Source organism: Acinetobacter sp. Ac_3412, from assembly GCF_013072675.1.
GTDB lineage: Bacteria > Pseudomonadota > Gammaproteobacteria > Pseudomonadales > Moraxellaceae > Acinetobacter > Acinetobacter higginsii.
In genome coordinates, this window is the sequence record NZ_LXUJ01000004.1 from 14199 (window position 1) to 28271 (window position 14073).

General features: G+C 43.3%; 15 protein-coding genes. 8 read left to right on the forward strand and 7 right to left on the reverse strand.

Features of this window, described 5'->3' with window-relative positions; genetic code table 11:
- Positions 1-13: 13 nt before the first annotated feature.
- Together A7P54_RS02630 and def are read right to left on the reverse strand one after the other, a co-directional pair.
- Entirely contained in the window at positions 14-451 is a 438-nt protein-coding gene (locus tag A7P54_RS02630; RefSeq protein ID WP_033133975.1) for a DUF2946 family protein, read from the reverse strand.
- Positions 452-471: 20 nt separating this feature from the next.
- Positions 472-1002 carry a peptide deformylase gene (gene def, locus A7P54_RS02635; protein ID WP_004802009.1) on the reverse strand — a complete coding sequence of 177 codons (531 nt, stop codon included), beginning with the start codon at positions 1000-1002 and terminating at the stop codon, positions 472-474.
- A gap of 122 nt (positions 1003-1124) precedes the next feature.
- On the opposite strand from def, the gene A7P54_RS02640 reads away from it, so the two are divergent.
- The 3 genes from A7P54_RS02640 to A7P54_RS02650 are packed head-to-tail and all read left to right on the forward strand — an operon-like array spanning position 1125 to position 4026.
- The gene (locus A7P54_RS02640) at positions 1125-2276 is read left to right on the forward strand and encodes a LysM peptidoglycan-binding domain-containing protein (RefSeq protein WP_004802007.1); all 1152 of its coding nucleotides are present in this window, start codon (positions 1125-1127) and stop codon (positions 2274-2276) included.
- 10 nt (positions 2277-2286) lie between these two features.
- A complete protein-coding gene (gene dprA, locus A7P54_RS02645; RefSeq protein ID WP_171548560.1) occupies positions 2287-3420 on the forward strand; it encodes a DNA-processing protein DprA in 1134 nt (377 codons plus the stop codon).
- 36 nt (positions 3421-3456) lie between these two features.
- The gene (locus A7P54_RS02650) at positions 3457-4026 is read left to right on the forward strand and encodes a Sua5/YciO/YrdC/YwlC family protein (RefSeq protein ID WP_171548561.1); all 570 of its coding nucleotides are present in this window, start codon (positions 3457-3459) and stop codon (positions 4024-4026) included.
- 394 nt (positions 4027-4420) lie between these two features.
- Here the strand turns inward: A7P54_RS02650 and A7P54_RS02655 are convergent, their stop codons facing one another.
- Together A7P54_RS02655 and A7P54_RS02660 are read right to left on the reverse strand one after the other, a co-directional pair.
- Entirely contained in the window at positions 4421-5341 is a 921-nt protein-coding gene (locus tag A7P54_RS02655; RefSeq protein ID WP_171548651.1) for a DMT family transporter, read from the reverse strand.
- 103 nt (positions 5342-5444) lie between these two features.
- Positions 5445-6089 (reverse strand): TetR/AcrR family transcriptional regulator, encoded by a 645-nt coding sequence (locus A7P54_RS02660; RefSeq protein ID WP_070076730.1) that lies wholly within the window; start codon positions 6087-6089, stop codon positions 5445-5447.
- Positions 6090-6235: 146 nt separating this feature from the next.
- Here A7P54_RS02660 and A7P54_RS02665 point away from each other — a divergent pair, with 146 nt between their 5' ends.
- From A7P54_RS02665 to A7P54_RS02685, 5 genes are all read left to right on the forward strand, one after another.
- Complete coding sequence (locus tag A7P54_RS02665; RefSeq protein ID WP_171548562.1) at positions 6236-7459, forward strand: MFS transporter; 1224 nt, start codon at positions 6236-6238, stop codon at positions 7457-7459.
- A 288-nt stretch (positions 7460-7747) separates the two neighbouring features.
- Positions 7748-8962: an MFS transporter gene (locus tag A7P54_RS02670; protein WP_171548563.1), complete on the forward strand. Its 1215-nt coding sequence runs from the start codon at positions 7748-7750 to the stop codon at positions 8960-8962.
- Positions 8963-8976: 14 nt separating this feature from the next.
- Entirely contained in the window at positions 8977-9750 is a 774-nt protein-coding gene (locus A7P54_RS02675) for a helix-turn-helix transcriptional regulator (protein ID WP_171548564.1), read from the forward strand.
- 118 nt (positions 9751-9868) lie between these two features.
- Positions 9869-10414 carry a glutathione peroxidase gene (locus A7P54_RS02680; RefSeq protein WP_004801991.1) on the forward strand — a complete coding sequence of 182 codons (546 nt, stop codon included), beginning with the start codon at positions 9869-9871 and terminating at the stop codon, positions 10412-10414.
- 173 nt (positions 10415-10587) lie between these two features.
- Positions 10588-11184 carry a hypothetical protein gene (locus A7P54_RS02685; RefSeq protein ID WP_171548565.1) on the forward strand — a complete coding sequence of 199 codons (597 nt, stop codon included), beginning with the start codon at positions 10588-10590 and terminating at the stop codon, positions 11182-11184.
- A gap of 94 nt (positions 11185-11278) precedes the next feature.
- Here A7P54_RS02685 and A7P54_RS02690 read toward each other — a convergent pair whose 3' ends face one another.
- From A7P54_RS02690 to atpG, 3 genes are read right to left on the reverse strand one after another with little or no spacing between them, the layout of a single operon-like run.
- Positions 11279-11698, reverse strand: a complete 420-nt coding sequence (locus tag A7P54_RS02690; RefSeq protein WP_004801986.1) for a F0F1 ATP synthase subunit epsilon — start codon at positions 11696-11698, stop codon at positions 11279-11281.
- Between the two features lie 17 nt (positions 11699-11715).
- Positions 11716-13110, reverse strand: a complete 1395-nt coding sequence (atpD, locus tag A7P54_RS02695; protein WP_004801985.1) for a F0F1 ATP synthase subunit beta — start codon at positions 13108-13110, stop codon at positions 11716-11718.
- Between the two features lie 27 nt (positions 13111-13137).
- Positions 13138-14007, reverse strand: a complete 870-nt coding sequence (atpG, locus tag A7P54_RS02700; protein WP_004801983.1) for a F0F1 ATP synthase subunit gamma — start codon at positions 14005-14007, stop codon at positions 13138-13140.
- Between the last annotated feature and the right edge of the window lie 66 nt (positions 14008-14073).

A 14073-nucleotide genomic window follows, 5' to 3' on the forward strand; every position in this document is an offset into this window, starting at 1 on the left:
AGAAAGTTTTAATTTATGCAAAGAGTGGCGGAGCCCGCCCTTGAGGCAACAAGAATAACCGTTGCAGTGCAAAATAAACATGCTTAAAGGCTTGTTGATACGCAACTAAACGGATTTGGATACGGACCAAAACCTCTTTCACCCCCAATTCAGGCGGCAATACCAGATTGGCATAGACCGTACAGTACTGACATTGGTGGTTAGGATCGTGATGATCATGTTCTGGCATCGACACTTGAACATGTTCAAGTTGATGCTCATGCTGCAAAGATGCATGGACCGAATGGCTGTGCGAAGCTTGTAGCTTAGGCAACAGCAACGCCTGAGTAATGGTTTCACAGACAGGCGCGATTTGATATTGCTTCGGAAGTAGCGGCTGCAAGAAAACCGCAATCTGCAAACAGACCGCGGTTAAAGCCAGCAGCAAGCCACAACGAAACAAAGAGAACATCTTTAAAAAGTGTCTATCGCTTAACGTTTGACGCTTACTTTTTCTTTTTCACGTTGGCGAACCACTTTTTCCACTTTCTCACGTGCACGTTGACGCTTTAATGGCGATAAATAATCAACAAAAAGTTTGCCATTTAAGTGATCCATTTCATGTTGGATACAAACAGCGAGAAGTTCGTCAGCTTCTAACACAAATGCTTGACCTTCAAGGTTAATTGCCTCGATTTTTACGCGTGACGGACGCTCAACTTTGTCGTATATTTGAGGCACAGAGAGACAGCCTTCTTCATACGGCTGAGTATCTTCGGTCAGTGGAATGACTTTGGGGTTAATGAACACCATTGGTTGGTTTTTCTCTTCAGAGATGTCCATAACAATAAGCTGAATATGATGATCAACCTGAGTTGCCGCTAAACCTATACCCGGTGCCTCGTACATGGTTTCAAACATATCTGCTGCAAGCTGACGAATATCATCAGTGACTTCTTCGACTGGTTTGGCGATGGTACGAAGGCGGGGATCAGGAAAACTTAGAATAGGTAATAAGGCCATACAGTCGTCCTCACTTATGCCATTGATCAAAAAACCAACTAAAGGGAATACTTGATCAAAAAATTGTGTGTAAAGTCGTTATTATAACGCAACTACACACATAATTTTTAGGAATTATGATAATGAAAAAGGTTTTAAACGGCATACACTCATTTCATGCCTTGGGGTTAAAAAAACAACTGATTGCCGCTGCAATTTGTGCGGGATTAGGCATGAGCATTAATTTCGCCCACGCAGCCAGCCCAAATGTCAGTCCACCTTCAGTGAAAGTCGGTGCGCCACATGTTTATGTGGTGAAAAAAGGCGATACGCTTTGGGATATCTCAGGGAAATTTTTAAGTAAGCCTTGGCGCTGGCCAGAGATATGGGCAAGCAATAAACATGTGAAAAACCCGCACTGGATTTATCCAGGCGATCGCTTGCTGCTGTGCAGTTTGAACGGTAAACCATTGATTGGTAAAGATGAGGGCGATGGCTGTGACGGTATCATTCGTCGCTATACAGGCAATACCTCAAATTTACGTCCTCAAGTCCGTGTTGAGGCCTTGAATAATAGTGTTCCTGTTATTCCTTTGGCACACATTCAGCAATGGTTAGAGCGTACCTCGGTCCTGCCAGCAGATGCGATTGCCAATACCCCTTATATCTTGGGCACAGCAGACAACCGCGTACTTGCAGGTAAAGGTCAAAGTGTTTATGTGCGTGGTAAAGGCCTTGAAAACGGTCAACGTTATGGCGTATTCCGTGAAGGTGAGCCGTACATTGTATTGGACCAAAATGGCAAGAAACAGAATCTTGGGGTTGAGCTGACGCAAGTGGCTTCGGCTGTTGCCATTCGCAATGAAAATGACATCACTACAGTTGAACTCACCGATAGTTATAACGGTGAAGTTCGTCGTGGCGATCGGGTGATGGCTGAACAGGATGCCATGCTACCGACTTTATTCTACCCAATTGATGCTAATCAGGTAAAAGACGGCGGCAAAATCATTCGTGTGATGGGTTCAATTGGCACAGCGGCCAAAAATGGCGTGGTCACCGTGGATCGTGGCACCGCTGATGGCGTTGAAATTGGTCAGGTATTCAGCGTCTATCAAGATGGTGAAGTGGTCAGAGATCCAAAAACCAAAGAGAAAGTGAAACTCCCAGGACAATACCTAGGTAGCGCCATGATCTTTAAGAGTTTTGATCGTATCAGCTACGCCTATATCCTTGAAAGCGAGCTACCGATCAAGCTTGGCTCGGATATTAAGCCACCTCGTTTAGATGACTAAGTAAACGCCTATGTTGAATCAATTATCACCTCATCACTATCACACTGTGTTGGTGTGGTACTTGGTTCAGCATTCGCTGTCGAGTTTCAGCAAAATTCAGCAGCACTTTGGTGGTTGTGAACAAGCAACACAGCCTCATCGTTTCTCAGAATGGTCACAACTGGGCTTACACGCCAATCACTTAAAACGTTTAGCCGAATTTCAAAGCCCTCAGGGTCAGCAACAATTCCAACAACTACTTGATCTGGTTTGCAAATATAGCGATTTTATTTTAACGCCTGATGATATTGGCTACCCAACGCAACTACTACCTTATGTAAATCGTCCTCCCATTTTATTTGGACAAGGTCAGGCACAAGCCTTATTACAACCACAGATTGCCATGGTCGGCAGCCGAAAACCGAGTCCACATGGACGCCAAGTCGCTTATGATTTTGCCTATTATTTAAGTGAAAAAGGCTTTTATATCAGCAGTGGTTTGGCCCATGGGATTGATCAAGCCGCACATCAAGGTGGATTAGCACATCAGCGTACGATTGCAGTGACGGGTACAGGCCTCGATAGCGTCTACCCCGCTCAGCACAAACAACTGGCACAACAAATTACCCAATCTGGGGCCATCGTGACGGAGTTTCTGCCAACGACAATGCCCTTACAACAGCACTTCCCAAGACGCAATCGGATCGTCAGTGGTCTGAGTTTGGGTGTCTTAGTGGTGGAGGCTGCACTGAAAAGTGGCTCTCTCATCACGGCAAATGAAGCAGCCAATCAAGGTAAAATGGTATTTGCGATTCCAGGGCATATTTACAGTGAACATCATCAAGGTTGCCATCAACTGATTCGAGAAGGTGCCATTCTGGTCGATCATCCCGAACAGGTTATCGAGGATTTAGCACTACCGACGCAGTGGCAAGTCCAGCAACACTCAACTGATGAAGCCAGTACTGCTCCTCCGCCGAGCCTGCCCGCACATTTGATTGCGTTGTATCAGAGTCTGGACTGGATTGGACAAGATTTGGATCAACTGGCGCTGCGCCATCCAATTACGATTGCAGAGCTAACCGCCCAATTAATGGAATTGGAATTACTCGGTTTATGCATGCAACAAGCAGGACGCTATTTACGTTGTCGCCCAATGCATTAAACTAGTCATACTCTCTCCTGTTTTCACATACATCCCATGATGACTTCCTCTATTTCTGATGCAGCTCAACTTTTAAAGCAAGGACAAGTTCTGGCTTATCCGACAGAAGCAGTTTGGGGATTGGGTTGTGATCCCTTCAATGAACAGGCATTTCAGAAAATTCTGGAACTGAAACATCGTCCCGTTGAAAAAGGCGTGATCTTATTGGCTGGGCATTTAGACCAAGTCGAACATTTATTGCAGGACTTAGACCCAACAATCCGTCAACAAGTGATTGCTACATGGTCGAATCGCCTTGAGACAGAACGTGCCACAACATGGCTACTGCCTGCTGATCAAAGTATTCCAACATGGATCAAGGGGCAGCATCCTTTGGTCGCAGTTCGTGTCACGACACATCCTCTGTGCATGCAGCTATGCCAACAATTTGGCAGCTTTATTGTCTCTACCAGCGCCAACCCAGCTGGTCTCTCACCCGCACAAAGTTTAGAAGAAGCGCAACATTACTTCAGCACTTCATTAAATTATCTCGAAGGTGATTTAGGGTTGAGCCGAGAACCAAGTCGCATTTTGAATGCACTGACAGGTGAAGTTGTTCGCGCCTAATTAGGTGAATAGCGGACAAAAAAAAGCTCAGTTATATAGGGATAACTGAGCATAAAAAGGATGTGTATAATCACATCCAGAGGGTCCATAAATTTGGTGAGCAACCTATTCATTCTAAAAATGAATCATCTTGCTGTGATTGCTATTATGAGGGAATCGTCCCATTTATACAAATATATTATTTATCTAACAAAAAGTGTGAAAAGCGTACCAATTTTGTCACTTCCTCATTTTCAATAAAATTATATTTATATTTTTATTCAGCTTTTTTTTGATCATAAATTTAGTAAATCTTAAAAATATATTTGCAAATCATATAGAAAGCACAGTCACCAAAAAATATTTTTGGTGCGTTTGTTGATATTTTAAACAAACGCACCGTCAGCTTTCATATTTAAGATGCAGATTCAGCCAGCGGAGCCGATACTTTAACCGTTTTCTTCTGCGCCATAATGATCCCCATCAGGATCATCAGACCGCCAATGCTATGATAAATTGTCCAGTGCTCTGACAACCAGAAACTGGCAATAATCGCAGTAAATACTGGCATTAAATTCATAAAAATACTGGTACGATTTGGGCCAATCGCCTGTACTGCGACCATCCATAATAAAGGTGCAATTAATGAAGGGAACATGCCCGCATACAGAACACTCGCTGCATTCTGAGCATTAATCCCATCTAGGCCAAACCAGAGCAAAAATGGGACGTGATACAGCAACGCAAAACCAATTTGTACATACAAGCTGCTTAATAAAGGAAGCTGTAGCTGCCATTTTTTCAAGAACACGCCATAAAACGCATAGAAACCCACAGCCAATACCATGACTGCATCGCCCCAATGTCCACCTTGATCAAATAGGTTTGAGAGGTGACCTTGACTCATCACATAAATCAAGCCTGCAAAAGATAAAAGACTGCCAAAAATGGCAAAACGATTCGGTGCATCTTTTAAAATAAAATAAGAGATAAAGATGGTAAAGATCGGGACAAAGGCATTCACAATGCCCATATTGGTCGCCGTCGTATAGTGGGCAGCGGTATAAGATAAACCTTGGTACAGCACCATACCAAAAGCACTGAGTACGGCTAATTTAGGAATCAACGGACGAATTACAGCGCGTTGTCGCCATACTTTCGGCAACATAAACGGTGTCAAAATAATAAAGGCAACAAACCAACGATAAAAACTAATACTCACAGGCGAAATATAGTCCGCCACATAGCGTGTCACTGCAATATTCAACGACCAAATCAAAACCGCAATCAAGGGCAATACGAAGGCCCACTTTTGGTACTTACTTAACTGACCCATCATTTTCTCACCCTATCTCAGCAATGAGAGTATTGTGGAAGATGTCCAAAATAATTGAAATATCGTATTTCAGACATTTATATCGCAGTCACGACATCGTGGCTTAGAACAGCTCCCATGCGCGCATCGCGTGTTCAACCACCTTATGCAGTTGTTCAACCGTCGCCCCATCTCGTGCTTGAATCGTCAGACCCTGCACAACCGTTGCATAGAAGTCTGTCATTTCCTGTAAAGGCGCTGTTGCTGGCAAATCCCCGTTGGCAACTCCCTGTTCTAAACGCTCAAACAGTTTTTGCTTGGTCTGCAAACGTTTTTCCAGAATATTGTGTTGAACCGCCTGTGCATTGTCCGAGCAGTTCATGGTCGCAACCACCAACATACAACCTGCTGGTTTATTCGGTTGAGCCAAACGTTTAACGTTGTCATATAGATAAAGCTCAAATGCAACTTTGGCGGTTTTGGCTTCTAAAAAAATAGGAACAATCGGACAAGCTTCATGTGCCAAATAATAGTCGATGCATTTATAAAACAAACCCGCTTTATCACCAAAGCTACTATATAAGCTCGGTGCAGTCAGCTCTAGCGCTTGTGTTAAATCGCTGATCGACGTGGCTTCATAACCATGCTCCCAAAATAGCAACATGGCTTTTTCCAAAGCCTGCTGCTCGTCAAAACACTTTGGACGACCACGCTTTTTTTTCAAGCTGTCATCACAGGGTGTTGGCAGAGGATCAGGTGCATTTGTCATAACAGTCACAGGTATTTTCATAACGATCACTATCAAATTAATTGACGCAGCAACATTAATCAACTATTTTATTTTATATCGATCGTTATAAAAAATTACTACTTTTCAATTTTATTGTTATCTAACTAACAATAAAGGGAATTTTTATGGAAAACCCATCTGCAACTGACCTCAGCTCACTGGAGTCAAACCCCTCACAAGGAAACTGGCTCGCATTGCTCTCTGTTACCTTCAGCGCTTTTGCCTTGGTCACAGGTGAGTTTCTTGCGATTGGTGTACTCAATGACATCGCAAGGGACTTTCAAGTCTCGGTTGGAACAGCTGGTCTAACCGTTTCATTGACCGCAATCGTCGGTATGTTTGCTGCAGTGCTGATTCCAATTTCGGCGAAGACACTAGATCGACGAACTCTGTTACTGATGCTCACCCTGTTAATGATTATTGCCAATCTTCTCACCGCATTTGCGCCTAACTTTATCCTGCTATTAGTCGGACGTATCATTCTGGGCGTTGCCGTTGGCGGATTCTGGGCCACTGCAGTTGCTTTAAGTGGCCGCCTTGCACCGCCCCATTTACCGATTGCCAAGGCAACGGCTTGGGTGGCTTTCGGAGTGACTTTGGCCAGTGTATTAGGTGTTCCGATGGGCACATGGTTAGCTCAGTATAATGGTTGGCAGACCTCTTTCACGGCAATTTCATTGATGGGGGTATTGCTGTTTATCTTCCAGTATCTGTATCTGCCTCAACTCAAACCCGCCTCTTCATTGCATTGGAAAGAACTTCCGATCCTGTTGCAACATCCTGCTGCGCGTAAAGGTCTGATCATCTTTATTTTTATGGGCTTTGCACATTTTGCGGCTTATAGTTATTTTTCTGCCTTTTTTAAGCATCAATTGGACTTCTCTGATGGCCTGATTAGTCGTTTACTGCTGGTCTATGGGATTGCAGGAATTTTTGGCAATATTTTTGCTGGCTATCTGGGGCAGAAAAATATCCGTTATACCTTTGCAGTCAGTGGTATCACCTTCTTCTTTGCCTTTCTGTGCTTACCGCTGTCTGGCGCATATGTCGTCTCTGCAATCATCTTGACTGCTTTATGGGGCTTCGCTTATGGCATTATCCCAACCGCAGTCAACATCTGGATGTTTACACATGCGCCTGAAGCCGTTGAAAAAGGCATGCCAATGGTGACATTAACCTTTTTAATTTTGATTGCGCTGGGCAGTATGTTTGGTGGCATTATCGTGGATTATTTTAATGGTACGGTCTTATTTTTCGCCATGCTGCCATTGGTCCTCTGTTCTCTAGTATTGATCTTTACGCTGGCACGAGGTCTGAACAATCCCAAAATCCATTATCAGAAACAATGATACAGGCTGAGCTCATACTGAATGCCCCCTGCTTAGATATTTCTTCTATCCGCACCATGACTGGTCGCCTCTACACAAATTGTTAAGGCGACCTATTGATTCGTTTCCACGTGACTTTCCCAAGCTATGCATATTTCTCATAAGCCTTATAAATATTTTTATAACGATCACTATTAAATTAATTGACGACCTTGAATTTATCTATTATTTTATTTTATAGCGATCGTTATAAAAACTTAATTTATTCTTAACCCTTTTGTCATCTTAATGACAAATAAGGACATTCACATGGAACAATCCACTTCCTCAGATGCACGACCCATCGAAACCACGCAAGGCAGTTGGTATGCAATTTTAGCTGTTGCCATTGGTGCTTTTGCCTTGGTGACCAGCGAATTCTTGCCAGTAGGCGTACTGAATAGTGTCGCGGCGGACTTAAATATTTCCGTCGGGACTGCAGGTTTAATCATTACCTTACCTGGGGTGATGGCTGCAATTGCTGCACCACTATTACCTATTTGGGTCAAACAACTTGATCGTCGCTATGTATTGATCTTATTGACTGCAATTATGGTCATAGCCAACACCATTACTGCATTTGCCGATAACTTCAATGTGTTATTACTCAGCCGTCTAGTACTCGGAATTTCAATTGGTGGCTTCTGGGCAACCGCAATCGCGCTCAGCGGTAAGCTTGCACCACCCCATTTACCCATCGCCAAAGCCACTGCAATTGTGATGGCTGGTGTTACTTTTGCAACCGTCCTAGGCGTTCCGATCGGAACATGGCTGAGTGAATTCTATGGTTGGCGCAGTGCTTTTGGCATTACTGCGGTGATTGGACTACTGGTTTTGGTTCTACAAGTGATGTTCTTACCAAAACTGAAACCTGAGTCTGCCATTCATTTACGCGACCTACCTGCATTATTGCGTACCCCCAAAGCACGTAGCGGCATGTTGATCGTGTTACTGATTGGTCTTGCTCACTTCTGTGCCTATAGCTACTTGGCACCCTTTTTTAAAAATATTGCAGGTTTTAACGGGACCACCATTAGCTCATTACTTCTGCTTTATGGTATTGCAGGTATTTTTGGTAATGCCTTTGCAGGCTATAGTGGCAATTTAAATGTGCGCTATACCCTTGCCTTTGTCGGGATCTGTTTTGCAATCGTCTTCTTTGGCTTCCCAATCTTTGCAGTTCATGAGTTTGGTGCGATTGTACTGACCGCCTTATGGGGTTTTGCTTTCGGTGCCTTCCCGACCTCAGCCAATATCTGGATGTTTGTGCATGCCCCTCATGCCGTTGAAAAAGGGATGCCTCTGTTCGTGGGCATGTTCCAAGTCATGATTGCCACAGGTTCACTACTCGGTGGTTATGTGGTTGATCATTTCAATGAAAATATCTTAATTTATGGTGTAATTAGTTTTGTTGCCTTAGCTTTGATTAGTATTTTTACTTTAGCCAAAGGTCTAAACAATCCTAAAGTAACTTACGAAAACTAAAATGAGCCCCTCAAATGAAGCATGATATTGCTGAACAATTTCCCTTTTTACACGGTATAGAAGTCCATGAATTTCTCTATCAAAAAGACGATATTGTCACACCTCATTCTTCACTTTGGGGCGATTTCAATTTTAGTTTGAATGGGACGTTAGAGTTTGATATTGAAGGTCAATACTACCTATCACCACCGAGTTATGGATTGTGGTTACCCTCACGAACCGAACACCAATCACTCCCTGTTGAACATGAAATTCATTATATTTGTATCCGCCTACATCCTAAGTTTGGCGATTTTTTAGGGAATACTTGTCGTTGTTTTAGTATCGAGCCTTTCTTTCGGGCATTGGTACTGCAAATCTTAGAGCAACAAAAACAAGCTGCTCCCCCTGAATATCTCGAACACCTGCTACAAGTGCTGTTCGACCAGCTCAAACAAGCCCCTGCTTACTCACATTACTTACCGCAAAGTAGCCATCCTATTTTATCGCCAATCTTAGAGAAGCTATCTGATCCTGAGTTATTTAATAGCAGTTTACAGCAGGTATTACAGAATTTTACGGTGAGCGAGCGGCACGTTTTACGCCTGAGTCAACAAGAGTTACAACTGTCGCTGTCAGAATGGCGTAATCGCGCCAAGATTATTTTTGCCATCAACCAGATCCGCCAAGGAATGACCATTAAACAGTTGGCCTTTGCTTTAGGCTATCACCACAGTTCCAGCTTTATTGAGTTCTTTAAGCGCTATACGGGACAAACTCCCATTCAACTTAAAAATGCCTCCCTCTAAAATAAAGGCTTGGTTTTTCTGATTATTTGTATGGATTCATATCAAGAGCATTGCACTCTGCGGCAATAGCAGTTAAAACAAACGGGTATTGTCACAACAACAAATTAGGACGTATTCCATGAGCCAATCGGTTTATCACATTCCAGTTAAAGACATTAAAGGCCAAGAAGTCGATCTAGATCAATATCAAGGCAAAGTCCTGTTGATCGTTAACGTAGCATCAAAATGTGGTTTAACACCGCAATACGAAGGTCTGGAAAAACTGTATCAAGCCAAAAAAGATCAAGGTTTAGAAATTCTTGGTTTTCCTGCGAATAATTTCTTGGAACAAGAGCCAGGATCAAATGATGAAATCCAACAGTTCTGCTCACTGAACTATGATGTGCACTTCCCTCTGTTCGCAAAAATCTCTGTTGCGGGGGAGGATAAACATGCTTTATATCAAACCCTGACCCAAGCGATTCCAGAGCGTCAGGGCGAAGGTCCATGGTGGAAAGACTTGGTCGATTATGGTTTAACGCCAAACAACCCACCAGAAGTGTTATGGAATTTTGAAAAGTTCTTAGTGAATAAGAATGGTGAAATTGTTGCTCGTTTTGCACCAGATATTACTGCGGATGACGAGCGTATTGTCAGCGCGATTGAAGCGGAATTAGCGAAGTAAACTTGAGAAACACCTATAGAAAAGCGCAGTTGATCTGCTCTTTTCTATTCCAAACCTAGAAAGTCCTTCGTCTCCCTACATTCATCAAACTGTTGCTGAATTGCAAAAATCACTTCTTTCTCCACACTTTCTGATTATAGTGACCCTCTCTTATAATCTGGTGTCGTTCAGCCATGATGGAAAATCTATCTCTCAAAGCCATTCTCTCTGTATCTACACTTGCGGCGGCATTAACGCTCACTGGCTGTGACCAAGCCCCTCAAGAGAATGAACAAACTGAGCAAACAACTGTGTTTGAACAGACAGACACAACTTCTGAAAATACAGAAAGAGCAACAGCAATCACTCAGGATACCCACCCCTTAAGTCGTGGCAATATGTTGAACATCGCCCGTGATATTGCCAAGTTGCAAATCGAGACTGATGACTACGTCACGCTGCTTAAGCAATCACAAAGCAACCTTGAACAAGCGATTCAAGATAAAAATGTTCAAAGTCTGCAACAGACAACAGGTACTTTAAGCCAAGAATTGAATGGTTTACATGATGCCTTGCTGGCACTCAATTTAAAAAGTACGGAAGTGGATCAAATTCGCCAAAGCTTATTGAGTGCAAATCAACAGCTGCTAAATATGCCGCTATTGCATGGTCAAACCGATCTTTCAAAAATTGATTTTGCCAAGATAGAAAAGCAGTTTAATACGATTCAAATGGATATGGTAAAACTAGCGACCCTAGTGTTGGGAAATAAAGACGAGTCAAATACTTAAAAGTATCGATTGTTTAACTTCAAATTCAGGTTTCAAAATAGATGAGACATAAAAAAGCCACCTTACGGTGGCTTTTTTATGTCAAACCTGCAAATTACAATGCGCGGTTTTTCATCTTACGAATCGTTTCGAGCTGACCTGCGATCTCAGATAGAGATGCGAGTGCAGCAGCAGAGTCCAAGTCACTCTTTTGATTTGCTAGCAATGCTTCAGCTTGTTTACGAGCATCCAAAATTGCAGCTTCATCTAAATTGTCAGCACGAACTGCAGTATCTGCAAGTACGGTAACAACATGAGGTTGAACTTCTAACACACCGCCAGATACATAAACGATTTCTTCTGTACCATTTTCCAACTGAACACGAATCGGGCCCGGTTGGAGTAAAGTTACGAGTGGTGCATGCCCTGGTAAAATACCAAGCTCACCGCCCGCACCTTTTGCGATTAACATCGTAACTTGTCCAGAGTAAATTGACTCTTTAACACTTACGACATCACATTGCATAGTCGCCATGAGATGATCTCCTTAAATTAGAGTTTCTCAGCTTTAGCAATCACTTCGTCAATACCACCAACCATATAGAACGCTTGTTCTGGGATGTGATCGTATTCACCAGCTAATAGACCTTTAAAGCCACGAATCGTTTCTTTAAGCGGTACTAATTTACCAGGCGCACCAGTAAACACTTCAGCTACGTGGAATGGTTGAGAGAAGAAACGTTGGATTTTACGCGCACGGTAAACAACCAATTTGTCTTCTTCTGCTAACTCGTCCATACCCAAGATTGCAATGATGTCTTTAAGCTCTTTATAACGTTGCAATACGTTCTGTACAGAACGTGCAATTTCATAATGCTCAGCACCAACAACCAATGGATCTAACTGACGTGAAGTTGAGTCAAGTGGATCGATCGCTGGATAAATACCAGAAGATGCGATGTCACGGCTCAATACAACTGTTGCGTCTAAGTGAGCAAATGTTGTCGCAGGCGATGGATCTGTTAAGTCATCGGCAGGTACGTATACTGCTTGGATCGAAGTGATCGAACCAGACTTAGTAGACGTAATACGCTCTTGAAGAACACCCATTTCTTCTGCAAGTGTCGGTTGGTAACCTACTGCAGATGGCATACGACCTAACAATGCTGATACTTCAGTACCCGCAAGTGTATAACGATAGATGTTGTCGACGAATAATAATACGTCACGACCTTTACCATTTTCGTCTTTTTGATCACGGAAATATTCAGCCATGGTCAAACCAGTTAACGCTACGCGTAAACGGTTACCTGGTGGCTCATTCATCTGACCGTAGACCATTGCTACTTTGTCAAGAACGTTAGAATCTTTCATTTCGTGATAGAAGTCGTTACCTTCACGAGTACGCTCACCAACACCAGCAAACACAGATAAACCTGAGTGTGCTTTCGCGATGTTGTTGATCAACTCCATCATGTTAACGGTTTTACCAACACCCGCACCACCGAATAAACCAACTTTACCACCTTTCGCAAACGGGCAAAGTAAGTCGATGACTTTGATACCAGTTTCTAAAAGATCAGTAGAAGCTGCTTGTTCAGCATAAGAAGGTGCTTGACGGTGAATCGGCAAACGCTCTTCAGTCGCTACAGGACCCGCTTCATCAATTGGGCGACCCAAAACGTCCATAATACGACCAAGCGTAGCTGGGCCAACTGGAACAGAAATCGGTGCGCCAGTGCTAGTCACGTTAAGACCGCGTTTAAGGCCTTCAGTAGAACCCATTGCGATAGTACGAACTACACCATCACCAAGCTGTTGCTGAACTTCCAAAGTCGTTTCAGTACCATCAACTTGGAGAGCTTCATAGATCTTAGGAACGCTATTACGTTCAAACTCGACGTCGATAACCGCGCCGATGATCTGAATGATACGACCGCTACTCATTGCTGTCTCCTCAATTCAAAAATAATGTTAAACGGCAGCGGCACCACCAACGATCTCGGAAATTTCCTGAGTAATCGCGGCTTGACGCAGCTTGTTATAAATGAGTTGTAGGCTCTTGATGAGATCGCCTGCATTGTCAGTCGCTGCTTTCATAGCGACCATACGTGCAGATTGCTCACAGGCGATGTTTTCAATCACACCTTGATAAACCATAGACTCGATATAGCGGACCAACAAACCATTTAACAATTCTTCTGCTTCTGGTTCATAGAGGTAATCCCAACCATAAGTACGGTTAAGGTCATCACTCTCTTCTGCTGGTGCTAAAGGAACGAGTTGTTCTACTTTAGGCTGTTGTGTCATTGCATTGATGAAGCCATTTGATACGAGGTAGATACGATCTAATTCGCCCTTATCAAATGCATCAAGCATAATTTGCACTGAGCCCGTTAACTGTTCCAAACTTGGTGTATCACCCAACTGAGTGGTCACACCGAGCACTTTACCGCCGTAGCTCTTAAAAAACGAAACCGCTTTTTGACCAATCAAAGCAAATTCAACTTCAATTGACTGCTCTTGTTGTGCTTTGACATGCTGCACAACTTTCTTAAACAAGTTAATGTTTAAGCCGCCTGCCAAACCACGATCTGAAGACACCACAATATAGCCAACGCGCTTAACTGGGCGCTCAACCATATAACGGTGTTTGTATTCAGGGTTTGCTTGGACTAAGTGAGCAATTACACGGCGCATATTATCGGCATACGGACGGCCCTGAGCCATGCGCTCTTGCGCACGACGCATTTTAGAAGCAGCTACCATTTGCATCGCGCGAGTAATCTTTTGCGTGCTCTTGATACTAGCTACTTTGGCGCGAATTTCTTTTAAATTTGCCATACGCTTAACCTAGTATTCGAAAGCTCTTGCGAGCTTCCGAAGGTTGATCCGTGAACCAAACTTAAC

Bases quoted from the DNA above. Each gene is read 5' to 3' on its own strand.
- A7P54_RS02675 (WP_171548564.1), top strand. From the start codon at position 8,977: ATGAAGCATGATATTGCTGAACAATTTCCCTTTTTACACGGTATAGAA.
- A7P54_RS02640 (WP_004802007.1), top strand. From the start codon at position 1,125: ATGAAAAAGGTTTTAAACGGCATACACTCATTTCATGCCTTGGGGTTA.
- A7P54_RS02670 (WP_171548563.1), top strand. From the start codon at position 7,748: ATGGAACAATCCACTTCCTCAGATGCACGACCCATCGAAACCACGCAA.
- A7P54_RS02630 (WP_033133975.1), bottom strand. From the start codon at position 451: ATGTTCTCTTTGTTTCGTTGTGGCTTGCTGCTGGCTTTAACCGCGGTC.
- A7P54_RS02655 (WP_171548651.1), bottom strand. From the start codon at position 5,341: ATGGGTCAGTTAAGTAAGTACCAAAAGTGGGCCTTCGTATTGCCCTTG.
- def (WP_004802009.1), bottom strand. From the start codon at position 1,002: ATGGCCTTATTACCTATTCTAAGTTTTCCTGATCCCCGCCTTCGTACC.
- A7P54_RS02660 (WP_070076730.1), bottom strand. From the start codon at position 6,089: ATGACAAATGCACCTGATCCTCTGCCAACACCCTGTGATGACAGCTTG.
- atpD (WP_004801985.1), bottom strand. From the start codon at position 13,110: ATGAGTAGCGGTCGTATCATTCAGATCATCGGCGCGGTTATCGACGTC.
- A7P54_RS02680 (WP_004801991.1), top strand. From the start codon at position 9,869: ATGAGCCAATCGGTTTATCACATTCCAGTTAAAGACATTAAAGGCCAA.
- dprA (WP_171548560.1), top strand. From the start codon at position 2,287: ATGTTGAATCAATTATCACCTCATCACTATCACACTGTGTTGGTGTGG.
- A7P54_RS02665 (WP_171548562.1), top strand. From the start codon at position 6,236: ATGGAAAACCCATCTGCAACTGACCTCAGCTCACTGGAGTCAAACCCC.
- A7P54_RS02685 (WP_171548565.1), top strand. From the start codon at position 10,588: ATGATGGAAAATCTATCTCTCAAAGCCATTCTCTCTGTATCTACACTT.
- atpG (WP_004801983.1), bottom strand. From the start codon at position 14,007: ATGGCAAATTTAAAAGAAATTCGCGCCAAAGTAGCTAGTATCAAGAGC.
- A7P54_RS02690 (WP_004801986.1), bottom strand. From the start codon at position 11,698: ATGGCGACTATGCAATGTGATGTCGTAAGTGTTAAAGAGTCAATTTAC.
- A7P54_RS02650 (WP_171548561.1), top strand. From the start codon at position 3,457: ATGATGACTTCCTCTATTTCTGATGCAGCTCAACTTTTAAAGCAAGGA.